Here is a 12,566-nt window from a genome sequence, read left to right as displayed (position 1 = left end):
GAATCATTCTCATTGCCAGAGGTTGATTGAACTTTTTGCAAAATAGCCGTTCGCCGGCGAGTCAACAGCCACCTGCGGCGCCAACTACGCCGCGTGGACCACCGCCAGCCGCCTGCGACCGATGGTCGCAGGCACCGTGAAGATTTTACCTCTCGGGGTAAGATGACGGCTTTCGACCCCTGCCAGGCGCTACCTCGACCGATGTCCCGAACGCTTCAAGCGCAGGCTTTCTTTGCTGGCGCCGCGAATCCGCTGCGGCGGCTGGTCGCGCTGCGCCGTTTCGAGGTGTTGACGCAGGCCGTGGTGCTGGTACTGGCGGTGGCGTGGCTGAAAATGCCGCTCGAAGTCGTGCCGATGGCGGCGATCGTCGCGCTGCTCGCCGCCGTCAACCTGCTCACGCAATGGCGGCTCGAGGGCGGTCGCCCGGTGCGCGAAAACGAAGTTTTCGCCCACCTGCTGATCGATGTCGGCGCCCTGGCCGTGCTGCTGTACTTTGCCGGTGGCTCGGCCAACCCTTTTGTTTCGCTGTTTCTTCTGCCACCGATTCTGGCCGCAGCGATGTTGCCGGCCAGGCACGCCTGGGCGATGACCGCCAGCACGCTGGCGGCCTACACCTTCCTGGTCTTCTGGAAATTGCCGCTGCCAGCGCCGCTGGGCGATCTGGCGCAGTTCGACGCGCTGCTCGCCCGCGCCACCGGCGACGCCACCGAACACGCCGGGCACGGCAGCGGCTTTGCTTTGCACGTCCTCGGCATGTGGCTGAATTTCGTGATCAGCGTCGTCGTCGTCGCCTTCTTCCTGACGCGCATGGCGGCGGCGCTCAAGGAGCGCGAACGCGAGCTCGCCAGCGCCCGCGAAGTCGTCCTGCGCGACGAGCAGATCCTCTCGCTTGGGACGCTTGCCGCCAGCGCTGCCCACCAGCTCGGGACGCCGCTGGCAACGATGGCCGTGGTCATCCGTGAACTGCAGCTGAATCATGGTGAGCAGCAGGAGTTGCAGGAAGACCTGCAAGTTCTGCGCGGCCAGGTCGATCGCTGCAAGCAGACGATCGCGCAGATTCTCGCGTCGACCGACCACAGTCGCGCCGAGAATCGGCGCGCCGTGGCGCTCGACAGCTACCTGCAACAGCTGCTCGACGAGTGGCAATTGATTCGTCCGCAGGCGCTGCTCGGCGTCCTGCTGCAGGGCGAGCAGCCGGCACCGCTGATCGTCACCGATCGGACGCTGGCGCACGCCATCCTGAACTTGCTCGATAATGCCGCCGACGCCAACGGCGGCAACGGCGAAGCCCTACGCTTTACTGCCTGCTGGACGCTGGAAACTTGCCAAATCGAAATCCTCGACCGTGGCCCCGGCTTGAATGCCGAAGCGCAGCGACGCCTTGGCGAAGCCTTTTTCACCACCAAGAGCGAGCATCCCGAGCGTAGCACCGGCCTTGGCATCGGCCTCTTCCTGAGCAACGCCACGATCGAGCGCTGCGGTGGCAAGGTCGAACTCTTCAACCGTGATGATCCGCGCGGCGGCGTCTGCACGCGCGTCACGCTGCCGCTGGCCCGACTGAAAGCCTGAACCTATGACCAACCATCCCGAGCCACGCCCGCAGCGGCCTGACGACGATCGCTCGACACTGCTGCTGGTCGACGACGACGACGTTTTTCGCCGCGTTCTGGCGCGCGCCCTCGATCGCCGCGGCTACGCGGTGAGCGTTGCCGCCAGCGTTGACGAGGCCATCGTCAGGGCGCAGGAGCAGCCTCCCGAGTACGCCGTCGTCGACCTCAAAATGCCTGGCGAATCCGGATTGGTGCTGATCGAGAAGTTGCTCGAGCTCGACCCCAATACGCGCGTCGTCATGCTCACCGGCTACGCCAGCATCGCCACCGCGATCGAGGCGATCAAGCTTGGCGCGATTCACTACCTGGCCAAACCCTGCGACGCCGACCAGGTCGTCGCCGCGCTCAACAAGAGCAGCGAGGGCGACTCGGCGACGCCGGTCAGCGGCTCGCCGCTGTCGATCGACCGCCTCGAGTGGGAACACATCCAGCGCGTGCTGAACGAGCATCAGGGCAATATTTCGGCGACCGCGCGCGCGCTGAAAATGCACCGGCGCACGCTGCAGCGCAAGCTCGGCAAACATCCGGCGCGGGCCTGAAGGACGTTAGCGTGGAAATGAAAGCACCAGGGAACGGGCAAGCGGCGCTGCTCAGCATGCGCATCGACAAGTGGCTGTGGAGCGCGCGCTTCTACAAGACGCGCTCGCTGGCCGCGCAGTCCGTCGCCGCGGGTCACGTCAAGCTCGCCGGCCACACCGTCAAGGCCGCTCGCGACCTGCGTCCGGGCGACAGCCTGGAGATCGCCGTCGGCGACGCCGTCTGGAGCATCGTCGTCTGCGGCCTCAACGAGCAGCGCCGCCCGGCGGTCGAAGCGCAGCAACTCTACGCGGAGAGCGCCGAGAGTCGCCAGCGACGCACCGCACAGCAAGAGGCCAGGCGCCTGGCACCGGTACCCGGCAGCGAGCTGCGTGGTCGGCCGACCAAGAAGGCGCGGCGGCTGATCAAGGGTTTCAACGACGTTTTCTGAAGCGGCGTGCCGACGGCTCCGGAGGTGATGGCGATCAAGGCGACCAGGAGCATCAGCGAACTGGCCAATCTCGGCCCAAAGTCGAGCGCGATGCTGGCGCTCGCCGGCATTGCGTCGCTCGACGAGCTACGCGCCATCGGCGCCGTCGCGGCGTATCTTCGCGTCAAACGTGTCAGCGCTGGCGCCAGCCTGAATCTCTTGTGGGCCCTCGAGGGCGTGCTGAGCGGTCGCCGCTGGCAGGACGTCGCCCGCGACGATCGCTGTCGTCTACTGCTGGCGCTCGACGACGCGCAGCGTCGCCATGGCTGAACGGCGGAGCGCCGCGTCGGCATGAGCGACCGCCTGCTGGCCGACGCCGTCGTCGTGCTGCATCTGCTGTTCATCGTCTTCGTCATTTTCGGCGGCTTCGCTGTGCTGCGCTGGCCAGCGCTGGCGCTGGCTCATCTGCCGGCAGCGTGCTGGGGCGTGCTGATCGAAGCGAACGGCTGGATCTGTCCGCTGACGCCCTTGGAAAACCGGCTGCGATACGCGGCCGGCGACGCTGGCTACGGCGGCAGCTTCATCGAGCACTACCTGCTACCGATCATCTACCCGGCCGGCCTGACGCGCGGCATCCAGTGGGCGCTGGCGGCGCTGGTGGTGGTCGTCAATCTTGCGCTGTATGGCTGGCTGCTTTACCGGCACGCCTCGCGACGTGGGAGATCGGCATAGAGCGGATCGTGCTTTGAACGGACTTTGCGCACGCCAGCGGGGTCAGACTTTAACCTTTGCCCTGGACGGGTTTCGAGGGCCACGGCAAAAGGCAAGAGCCCGGCGTTCCACGTAGTTGCATCAGGCCGCAGTGGCTGTTGGTCTGTGGGTGCATCGGTGGTGGCTGACGGTGATCACCAGCTACCGCGAGAACTCGCTACAGCGATCAGGGGCCTGCCTTTACACAAACGGCGACCGAAGTCGCCGTTTGTTGTGGTGCCGAAAAGACGCTCAGGACTTGCGACGGCCGATCACGCCCAGGCCGGCCAGAAGACCCAGGCCGAGCAGCGCCAGGGAGGTGGGTTCGGGAACGCTGCTGCCTCCGGCGAGTTCGATGTTGTCGATTGCCAGTGCTTGGCTGGCGTTGTCGCCGAAGGCTCCGAAGGAGCCGCTGTTGGCACGCAGCCGAACCGTATCAAATCCCCCGCCCGAGAACCCGATATAACCGTCAGCCCCGGAGGGGAAGGTGAAAAACCCCAACAAGAGGCTCACGCCGTTGTCCAGCAACTCGTACTGGAGAGTAGAATAGCCAAATTTTATGCTTCCGATATCGAGCCCAATGTCGCTAAAGTCAGATGCATCGGTTTTGCTGAGCTCGGTCCAACCGTGGTCGCCGCCGTTGGGATACCAGCTAAGAGTGCTGTTGGAATACCAGCAGGCCCCCTCGCAAGATGACCAGATGTCATTGAGTTGGCCATTCACCTGATTGACCTTGATACCGTCCTGAGAGAACGTACCAGCGAAACCAGATCCCGATCCGATCGGTTCGAAATCGACGAAGTTGGTTCGACTGGCGTTGTTGATGAAATCGGAGGTGTGGACCGTGGGTGCGCCAAATGCGGCAAAACTCAGCAACGCGGCGGAAGCCAGAAGGGCTTGGGAAATTAGTTTCTTTTTAATGTGAGACTCCTGGGGAAGGTTAATTCGTACGCAGCTGGGGTCAGGTCTTTACTGTTTCCTGGCACGTGGTTTCGATGGCGAAGACGAGACCCCGGTGACCGTGTGGGGCAGCGAAACGCCTGTGACCTTGGCAACAAGTATCTCTGGGAAGCGCCGGCCCTTCCAGGAACTAGCGCACACTTGCTGCTACGTCCGACATAAATCCAGAAGTCGTCGTGCAGGCTTTTCGAGTTAGCAACGAAGGCCGAGTCGCATGCGGGCAGCGGTCGATCGAGCCCCGGCGGCAAGGTGGCGGGAAAGCTTTGGTGCCGCTCGGATGGCGGCGTTCGCCAGGGTGCCGCGGGGCCGTAGGGATTCATCTGCCGCGGGTGCTAGCGGCGAAGCTCCACGGCAAAGCGCCGACGCGGTCAAAGCGTGCTGCAGGTGGGGTCTGGATGCGGATGGCAGGGATGCAGATAAAGTCAGTCTGGGCTTTTGCCCTGCGCAAGCCTGTCGTCTGCTCGGCTTGCCGCATGTGGCAAGCGATTTATGGGCCCAGCCGACGTGAACGTGGTCTGGTCAAAGCCAGGACGGCGGGCGATGTCGGCAAGCAGCCCGTCTTCCGCCGGCTGAATATTCCCGTCAGCTGCCGAACGGTGCTGGCTGCGCCGCGTGCTGTCGCAAGGGCTTACCTGGCCAGCATCTTCTCGAGGGCATCGATCTGCGCCGTCGCTTTTGCGGCCGGCGTGAATCGCTGCGGGTGGTCGGCGAGGAAAAGGCCACGCTCATCGGCGTTGCGCTGGCGCAGGAACCACAGCCCGGACTGCCCAACGCGGTACTGAAGGTCGGAGCTGGAGATCGATCGGTCGGTCGCCGGCAACACCAGAAGAGCGACCGACTGGCCGGCCGCTCCTTTGTACACGGTGTCTATCTTGATCACTGCCAGAACCATGTTTTCGCTGGCGGTACGTACCGCACTCTGGCCGATCAAGGTACCGCTGACCACCAGATCCGAGCGCTCAAGCAACTCGGACTCCGACATGCGCGCCCACATCGCGGCGGCGTCAAGGCAAACCAAGAGCAGCAAGCAGCAGAGGATCTGGCGGGCGCATGCCAACGCGTGCTTCGGGATCGCAGCGAGGCGATGCGCCATGCCGATTCCCCCGGAGACGCCGGCCTCCGGGGAAGGCTTTCAGGCGACCGCTAGCGCTGCCGCGCGGCGCCGACGGCCGAGCGCACCCAGCGCCGCAAACGCCAGACCCAGCAATGCTGTCGTTCCGGGTTCGGGAACGCCCTGAACCTGCGCCGGGCCATAAATGAACTGCATGCCGGCGATGTCATCGGCCTGCGGACCGGCGAACGCTTCCGTATAGATCGGATTCATCAGCGAGTTCGGGACGGCGGTGTGATCGAGGCCAAGGGCGTGGCCGATTTCGTGCGCGGTGACCTGGAAGATGTCGAAGGCGTTGAGATTGCCGCCGAAACCGACTTTCCAGGTGTCATCGGTGTCGTAATGCATGTCGCCCGCTGCGGTGGTGCCATTGAGCGGCGGGTAAAAGCCGTGCGCCAGGACGTTGAACTGGCCGTCGAAGGGGTGGCCACCGAAGCGCAATTCGCCCGACGTCCCTTGGTTGAACGGCAGGCCGTCATCAACGACCTGGTTGAAGGTGAGGTTGGCGACCGACGACCATGCGGCCAGCGCCGCATTGATCGCCCCCAGGTAACCCGCAGGCATGAAGTCTGCCAGGGCTTTAATCGTGCAGCCAGCGAATTCCTGTGCGCAACTGGTGCCGGTGGGCATGAAGCTGTAGCTTATCGTGGCACCGGTGCCGAATACGGGCGGACCCCATTTGCCGGGAGTCGTTGGCCCGAGAACGTACGCGGACGCCGGCACGGCGGCCAGCGCGCCTGCCGTAAGGAATGCTGCAGCAATGATTTTCCGTAGTTTCATGCCAATTATCCTAGTTTATGTGGGGGTGTCAGCTTAAAAGCAATTGCCGTGCCAAAGTTCGCAAGCGATTGATCCGTATAGAGTCGCACGTTCTCGTCGGTAAACAGAGAGCGCCAGGTGTAAAGAATTCCGACGCCTCGCCGTCTCCCCGAGCAGCGTCAGGCGGTGCTACCGTCGTGCCCGCATGCCCGCTCGAGCGGCGATGGTGCGGAACGGCCGCGCTGATGCGGCCTTGGCTCTTGCCCGGCGCGAGGTTTCGATGGCCAAGGCAAAGGGGACGATCTGAGCCCGGCAAATGCCCTCTTCGGCGCGTGTTGCCAGCGATCGCTTGAGCCAGCCGACGTGGTCGATCCCACCGGGGAAAAGTGGCCGGTCTCGATGTGGTCGGCAATTCAGATATTCCGGTGCTTTTCGATCAGATCGTGCGCAAGCTGGATCTCCTTGGCCTTTTCGCTGGCCAAGGCGATCATGTCTTCCGGCAGGCCTTGGCCGATCAACTTGTCGGGATGGTACTGGCTGATCAGTTTGCGATAGGCGCGCTTGATTTCCTGGTCCGTATTGTCCTTTGTCACCCCCAGGGCTTTATAGGCGTCATCCAAAGCCCCTTCTGTGCTGGGCTGCCCGGGCGCGAAATGCGCTTGATTCAGGACCATCTCGATCAATTGCCTGAACGTCGCCTGATCAAAGCCAATACGGCGGGCGATGTCGGCAAGCAGCGCTTCTTCCGCCGGATGAATGCCTCCGTCAGCGGTCGCCATGGCGATCAGATAGACGAGCAGGACGTGCTTGAGATGCCGGGTGCGGCCACAAACCGACATGAATTTCGCGTAGGTCGACTCAATGGCGAACGCCGGGTCGGCGCCCTGTTTGAACAAGGCTATCGCCTGAACGCGATGCCCCGCGGTCATGCCCAGCTTGTCCATCAACAGCTCGGCATGCGCGATCTCGTCTGGCGAGACCTGGCCATCGGCCTTGGCCAGTTTGCCCATCGAGATGAACATCGTCTCGAGGAAAACGCTTTGCCGGAGCGCATTCTGCAAGGGGTTTATACCGCCAGCACCATACGCGCGCGTGCGATCAATGATTGAGCCCAGAAAAAGACCGAGGAGCGCACCGAAGAACCCGAAAAAGTAGAACCCCGCAACAAACCCTATGAGCTTGAACAAAGCGACCCCCGATAGCATTCAAGGAAAGCGTGAAAGTGCTGGACGGTCAGGCCTGCGACACGGCCTGGACCCTTTGAGCACGAGGCGGTGGGGTCACGTCCGGCACCCCAGGCCAGGTGGTATGGCAGGAATTTTGCCGCCAGGAACGTCCTCATGGCGTCCGTCACCGACGTTGCTGTGTCAGGAGTGACCGTCGTCATGCCGATGGTGCAGGGCGCTCTCGATCTTCTTGAGCTCGGCGATACGGTCCATGCGGCCCGGCTTGATCAGCGGGCCGAGCGAATCGAGATAGGGGTGCCTGGTGTCCGGCCAGTAGATGCTGAAATCACCGAGGTGGTCGCGGAAGCTCTTGAGCGGCTGCCCGAGGCGCAGCATACCGAGTTCGCGGCTACGGCGAACGCGTTGCACGTCGAGCTCGATCGGGATGATCTCCTCGTTGTTCTGCGCCTGGTAGAGGACGCGACCATCGGGACCGCAGATGATCGAGCGACCGCTGCCGCCGCTGTCCAGGCCGTTGACGTCGAACAGGAAGCACTGGTTGATCGTCGCCATGGCGCGCGCGATCGCCAGTTCGTTGTCGCGGTCGATGGTGCCGGTGAGAGTCGGGTGAAGAATCACCTCGGCGCCCATCACGGCCAGCGTCCGAATGGTTTCTGGAAACCACATGTCGTAGCAGATCGAGACGCCAAAGCGGCCGACATCGGGGACGTCGAAGACGCAGTACTCGAGGCCCGGCGTCACGCCTTCTTCGTAGGGATAGAAGGGGAACATCTTGCGATAGCGGGCGACGACCTCGCCTTGCGGGTTGATCACCGAGGCGGTGTTGTAGATCTTGTCGCCGACCTTTTCAAAGATCGACCCCGGCAACAGCCAGATGCCGTACTTGTGCGCCATCTCCTGCATTTCCGCTTCGAAAGCGCAGGGAAACTCCTGGGCGGTGTAGGTCAGCGGGCCGTAGGCACACAACTCGCTGAACACCACCATCTGCACCCACGGATAGAGGTTCATGGTGATGTCGAGCTTGAGCTTCATGGCTGCGACGTTCGACTCGACGGCCGAAACGTTCATCTGAATACCGGCGACGGCAAAGTTGTTCATGGTTGTTCTCCGAGAAAAGGGGCGGATGGACCACGAGGCCGTCGTCAGTGGCCCCGCCGGCTGCGCGCAAGCCCTGTTCTGGGATCCGGGGACGAACGCGCGGCACACTGCGGTCAGAGGAGCGCAGGCGCCTGGCCAAAGGTCTGCGGCTGCCCCTGCAGAGGTCGAGCATTGTAACAGGCCGCCAAGTCAGCGCTCCGAGAGCTCGCCTTCGTGCCTCAGAGGGGGCAGGCTTCGACTCTTGCCGACACATGCCATCTCATACTATCTCGGTGGCCAGAAGAAAGACCCCGGCGCTGGCGCTCGCCGGCCCGCGTCACGGCCTGCGGGCGGCGGCCGTGTCGGGCTTGCCAAGCAACCAGGCGAGATCGGCGGCCAGGTAGCGGCCGAGACCGCGGGCTGCGGCGCTGGTGATGTGATCGTCGTCGTAGTAGAGAATCTTGCCATCCAGCACGGCGTGGCAGGTCACCGCGTCACAGAAGAAGTCGATCGGTTCGATCAGCCGCGTATTGGCATGCCGGTCAACCACTTCGGCCAGTGCCTGGGTCGCGTCGGTCAGCATGACTTCGTTGCGCGCGCGCGGCACGTCGCAGTGCGACGCGCCTCGCAAGGCCACGCATTGCGGTGCGGAATAGAGGAGCTGCGGTGTCGGCGCGAGGACGACAACGCGCAGGCCGAGACCCTCGAGCGTCGTCAGCGTGCTGTCCAGGCTGTGCTGTATCCCGGAACGGATCTGCGCCATCGTCTTCGCGTCCGGCGCCACGGTGCCGGGCCGCTGGTCGGCAACGGCAATGCTTTGATGCGCGAAATGCATTGGCCATCTTGCCGAAATGACGACGCCTTCAAGGCCGGCCTTTTGCAGCTCCGCGATCTCCTGCAGGACGCGCTTGTTGAAGTCCAGGCAGGCGTCGCTGGTGAGCAGCGTCCGCGACTCTTCGCCGAACAGCGGCATGCAGGTGGCCATCGTCAGTTCATACACGGTGACATCGGGAAAGGCTTCGGTCAGCATCGGCAGCATGTGCAGGGCATGCGAATCGCCCCACAGCAGCAGCCTGGGGTGAGACTTGTCCGAGCCGTGCGCGCATTCTTCCAGCGGCAGGCCGGCGACCGGCTGCGTCGGTTGCGAACAGGCTTTCGTGTGGCGAAGGTGGTCGGCTTGCGCCTCGACGACCCAGTGGTAGGCGTCGGCAGACTTCTGGTACTCGCGCCACCCCCACAGACCGGCGGAGAGCAGCAGCGTCGTCAGGCAAATCGCGCCGCCCGCGAAGAGCGTCGCTCGGACGCTGGCGAAGAGCCACGGTCGTCTGCTCCGCACGGGGTGCTCGACGCAGAGGTAGGTCAGCCAGGCAAGGATCAGCGCGATGCTGATGAGCACCGCGTTGGCCGCCAGATCCTGAATGCCCAGGTTGTGAATCCGGTAGAAGGAAAGCAGCGGCCAGTGCCACAGATACCAGGAGTACGAGAGCAAACCGATCAACACCATCGGCCGCGATGCCAGCAGACGCCGCAGGTAGCCGTCGGCGTTGGCGGTCGTGCCGACGATCAGCAAGGCGGCGCCGAAGACTGGCAGCGTCGCCGCCGCTCCCGGAAATGGCGTGCTGTCGTTGAAGACCGTAACGCCATAGACGACCAGGGCCAGGCCGACCATCGCCAGGGCTTCAGCCCAGCGCCGCAGACGATCGTAAAACACCGTTGTCGCCAGTCCGACGATGCCGCCGATGGCGAATTCCCAGACCCGGGCGGGCAGCAGGTAGAACGAGAAATTCGGGTGGCTGGAGGTGATCGCGATCGACAGCGCCAGCGACCCCGCGAGCATTGCCGCGAGCGCCCACAGCACGCGCGCGCGCATGCGGCTTTCGGCGGACCTTGGTCGCGACAGACGGAAGACCAGGAGCATCAGCAGCGGCCAGAGCAGATAGTATTGCTCTTCGACGGCCAGCGACCAGGTATGCAGTAATGGCATGCTGAACGATGGTGCGTCGAAATAGCCACCGGTCGTTTGAAAGAAAAAGAAATTCGAAGCGAAGAAGGCCACCGCCATTGCCGAGCGCGCCAGCGCGCGTTGCTCATCGGAGACGGGCGGCATGAACAGGCCGCCGAGCACCAGCGTTACCGCCACCACCAGCAGACCGGCCGGCATCAAGCGGCGCACGCGTCGGGCATAGAAAGCGCTCAGGCTGACGCGGCCGCTGGCCGCGGCCTCGTTGAAGAGCTGCGCGGTGATCAGAAAGCCCGATATGACGAAAAACACGTCAACGCCGACGAAGCCGCCGGAAAAGCCGGGGAAGCCGGCGTGATAGAAGACCACCGCGATAATCGCGATGGCTCGCAATCCGTCGATGTCCGGGCGATAGCGGGCTGGGGTTTTTTGAGTGGGTGCGAGCATCGTCAGGAAAATATCAGCGAGTGATCGTCTGCCGGTCGCCGATTAGAGCCGCAGGCGGCGGCCACCGACGGCGGTCGTGTCAGAAGGGAGCGTCGTCATGCCGATGGTGCAGGGCGCTCTCGATCTTCTTGAGCTCGGCGATGCGGTCCATGCGCCCGGGCTTGATCAGCGGGCCGAGCGAATCGAGATAGGGGTGCCTGGTGTCCGGCCAGTAGATGCTGAAATCACCGAGGTGGTCGCGGAAGCTCTTGAGCGGCTGCCCGAGGCGCAGCATACCGAGTTCGCGGCTACGGCGAACGCGTTGCACGTCGAGCTCGATCGGGATGATCTCCTCGTTGTTCTGTGCCTGGTAGAGGACGCGACCATCGGGACCGCAGATGATCGAGCGACCGCTGCCGCCGCTGTCCAGGCCGTTGACGTCGAACAGGAAGCACTGGTTGATTGTCGCCATGGCGCGCGCGATCGCCAGTTCGTTGTCGCGGTCGATGGTGCCGGTGAGAGTCGGGTGAAGAATCACCTCGGCGCCCATCACGGCCAGCGTCCGAATGGTTTCTGGAAACCACATGTCGTAGCAGATCGAGACGCCAAAGCGGCCGACATCGGGGACGTCGAAGACGCAGTACTCGAGGCCCGGCGTCACGCCTTCTTCGTAGGGATAGAAGGGGAACATCTTGCGATAGCGGGCGACGACCTCGCCTTGCGGGTTGATCACCGAGGCGGTGTTGTAGATCTTGTCGCCGACCTTTTCAAAGATCGACCCCGGCAACAGCCAGATGCCGTACTTGTGCGCCATCTCCTGCATTTCCGCTTCGAAAGCGCAGGGAAACTCCTGGGCGGTGTAGGTCAGCGGGCCGTAGGCACACAACTCGCTGAACACCACCATCTGCACCCACGGATAGAGGTTCATGGTGATGTCGAGCTTGAGCTTCATGGCTGCGACGTTCGACTCGACGGCCGAAACGTTCATCTGAATACCGGCGACGGCAAAGTTGTTCATGGTTGTTTTCCGAGAAAAGGGGCGGATGGACCACGAGGCCGTCGTCAATGGCCCCGCCGGCTGCGCACAAGCCCTGTCCCGGGGACGAACGCGCGGCGCACTGCGGTCAGAGGAGCGCAGGCGCCTGGCCAAAGGCCTGCGGCCGCCCCTGCAGAGGTCGAGCATTGTAACAGGCCGCCAAGTCAGCGCTCCGAGAGCTCGCCAGCCAAGTGGGCCTATCCCCGCTGGCGCGGGCGAAACACCGGAGCGTATGGCCAATGCGGTAGACGGATCGATCGCTGCCAAAGATACAAAGCGCCATGCCGACGATCGAGCATTTCATGAAAAAGATGGAATGATCCATCCCGGCGATAGAACGATCCATGAAAAAGATGGAATGATTCATCTCGGTGATAGAACGATCCATGAAAAAGATGGAACGATCCATCCCGGCGATAGAACGATCCATGAAAAAGATGGAATGATTCATCTCGGTGATAGAACGATCCATGAAAAAGATGGAACGATCCATCCCGGTGATAGAACGATCCATGAAAAAGATGGAATGATCCATCCCGGCGATAGAACGATCCACGAAAAAGATGGAACGATCCATCTCGGTGATAGAACGATCCATGAAAAACACGGAACGATCGACCCCACGATGGAAGTATCCACCACCCACGTCGAACTATCGCAAGCCCCGCCTGGCCAGTGCCCACCCACCTTTGAGCACCGTCACTGCGAGGAGCGCAGCGACGCGGCAGTCCAGTAGTCCCAGAA

Annotated in this window: 13 protein-coding genes; 6 read left to right on the top strand and 7 right to left on the bottom strand. The window is 63.0% G+C overall.

Annotated elements, in window-relative coordinates; genetic code table 11:
• Positions 1-201 precede the first annotated feature (201 nt).
• The 5 genes from QZ656_RS11020 to QZ656_RS11000 are packed head-to-tail and all read left to right on the top strand — an operon-like array spanning position 202 to position 3,288.
• Entirely contained in the window at positions 202-1,569 is a 1,368-nt protein-coding gene (locus QZ656_RS11020) for an ATP-binding protein (RefSeq protein ID WP_291993427.1), read from the top strand.
• A 4-nt stretch (positions 1,570-1,573) separates the two neighbouring features.
• Positions 1,574-2,149 (top strand): response regulator transcription factor, encoded by a 576-nt coding sequence (locus tag QZ656_RS11015; RefSeq protein WP_291993426.1) that lies wholly within the window; start codon positions 1,574-1,576, stop codon positions 2,147-2,149.
• A 17-nt stretch (positions 2,150-2,166) separates the two neighbouring features.
• Entirely contained in the window at positions 2,167-2,577 is a 411-nt protein-coding gene (locus tag QZ656_RS11010; RefSeq protein WP_291993425.1) for an RNA-binding S4 domain-containing protein, read from the top strand.
• A 6-nt stretch (positions 2,578-2,583) separates the two neighbouring features.
• A complete protein-coding gene (locus QZ656_RS11005; protein WP_291993424.1) occupies positions 2,584-2,886 on the top strand; it encodes a TfoX/Sxy family protein in 303 nt (100 codons plus the stop codon).
• Positions 2,887-2,907: 21 nt separating this feature from the next.
• Entirely contained in the window at positions 2,908-3,288 is a 381-nt protein-coding gene (locus tag QZ656_RS11000) for a DUF2784 domain-containing protein (RefSeq protein ID WP_291993423.1), read from the top strand.
• Positions 3,289-3,558: 270 nt separating this feature from the next.
• Here the strand turns inward: QZ656_RS11000 and QZ656_RS10995 are convergent, their stop codons facing one another.
• The 7 genes from QZ656_RS10995 to QZ656_RS10965 all read right to left on the bottom strand — a co-directional run bounded on the left by QZ656_RS10995 (position 3,559) and on the right by QZ656_RS10965 (position 11,804).
• On the bottom strand, positions 3,559-4,182 hold the full coding sequence (locus QZ656_RS10995) for a PEP-CTERM sorting domain-containing protein (RefSeq protein WP_291993422.1): 624 nt from the start codon (positions 4,180-4,182) through the stop codon (positions 3,559-3,561).
• A gap of 712 nt (positions 4,183-4,894) precedes the next feature.
• Positions 4,895-5,359, bottom strand: coding sequence for a hypothetical protein (locus tag QZ656_RS10990; protein ID WP_291993421.1), 465 nt, complete (start codon positions 5,357-5,359; stop codon positions 4,895-4,897).
• A gap of 39 nt (positions 5,360-5,398) precedes the next feature.
• Positions 5,399-6,157, bottom strand: coding sequence for a matrixin family metalloprotease (locus QZ656_RS10985; RefSeq protein WP_291993420.1), 759 nt, complete (start codon positions 6,155-6,157; stop codon positions 5,399-5,401).
• 392 nt (positions 6,158-6,549) lie between these two features.
• Entirely contained in the window at positions 6,550-7,323 is a 774-nt protein-coding gene (gene djlA / locus QZ656_RS10980; protein WP_291993419.1) for a co-chaperone DjlA, read from the bottom strand.
• 180 nt (positions 7,324-7,503) lie between these two features.
• A complete protein-coding gene (locus QZ656_RS10975; RefSeq protein WP_291993418.1) occupies positions 7,504-8,421 on the bottom strand; it encodes a carbon-nitrogen hydrolase family protein in 918 nt (305 codons plus the stop codon).
• Between the two features lie 316 nt (positions 8,422-8,737).
• Positions 8,738-10,807 (bottom strand): acyltransferase family protein, encoded by a 2,070-nt coding sequence (locus tag QZ656_RS10970; protein ID WP_291993417.1) that lies wholly within the window; start codon positions 10,805-10,807, stop codon positions 8,738-8,740.
• A 79-nt stretch (positions 10,808-10,886) separates the two neighbouring features.
• Positions 10,887-11,804, bottom strand: coding sequence for a carbon-nitrogen hydrolase family protein (locus tag QZ656_RS10965; RefSeq protein WP_291993416.1), 918 nt, complete (start codon positions 11,802-11,804; stop codon positions 10,887-10,889).
• Positions 11,805-12,054: 250 nt separating this feature from the next.
• On the opposite strand from QZ656_RS10965, the gene QZ656_RS10960 reads away from it, so the two are divergent.
• Positions 12,055-12,558: a hypothetical protein gene (locus tag QZ656_RS10960; protein WP_291993415.1), complete on the top strand. Its 504-nt coding sequence runs from the start codon at positions 12,055-12,057 to the stop codon at positions 12,556-12,558.
• Positions 12,559-12,566: the final 8 nt, after the last annotated feature.

Origin of the sequence: Candidatus Accumulibacter sp. ACC003, assembly GCF_907163085.1 — a bacterium.
GTDB lineage: Bacteria > Pseudomonadota > Gammaproteobacteria > Burkholderiales > Rhodocyclaceae > Accumulibacter.
This window is presented reverse-complemented; position numbering and strand designations above follow the sequence as displayed.

Coding starts and splice junctions, on each gene's coding strand:
- QZ656_RS11015 (WP_291993426.1), top strand. CDS start 1,574: ATGACCAACCATCCCGAGCCACGCCCGCAGCGGCCTGACGACGATCGC.
- QZ656_RS10985 (WP_291993420.1), bottom strand. CDS start 6,157: ATGAAACTACGGAAAATCATTGCTGCAGCATTCCTTACGGCAGGCGCG.
- QZ656_RS10975 (WP_291993418.1), bottom strand. CDS start 8,421: ATGAACAACTTTGCCGTCGCCGGTATTCAGATGAACGTTTCGGCCGTC.
- QZ656_RS10970 (WP_291993417.1), bottom strand. CDS start 10,807: ATGCTCGCACCCACTCAAAAAACCCCAGCCCGCTATCGCCCGGACATC.
- QZ656_RS10960 (WP_291993415.1), top strand. CDS start 12,055: ATGGCCAATGCGGTAGACGGATCGATCGCTGCCAAAGATACAAAGCGC.
- QZ656_RS10990 (WP_291993421.1), bottom strand. CDS start 5,359: ATGGCGCATCGCCTCGCTGCGATCCCGAAGCACGCGTTGGCATGCGCC.
- QZ656_RS10965 (WP_291993416.1), bottom strand. CDS start 11,804: ATGAACAACTTTGCCGTCGCCGGTATTCAGATGAACGTTTCGGCCGTC.
- QZ656_RS11010 (WP_291993425.1), top strand. CDS start 2,167: ATGAAAGCACCAGGGAACGGGCAAGCGGCGCTGCTCAGCATGCGCATC.
- QZ656_RS11000 (WP_291993423.1), top strand. CDS start 2,908: ATGAGCGACCGCCTGCTGGCCGACGCCGTCGTCGTGCTGCATCTGCTG.
- QZ656_RS11020 (WP_291993427.1), top strand. CDS start 202: ATGTCCCGAACGCTTCAAGCGCAGGCTTTCTTTGCTGGCGCCGCGAAT.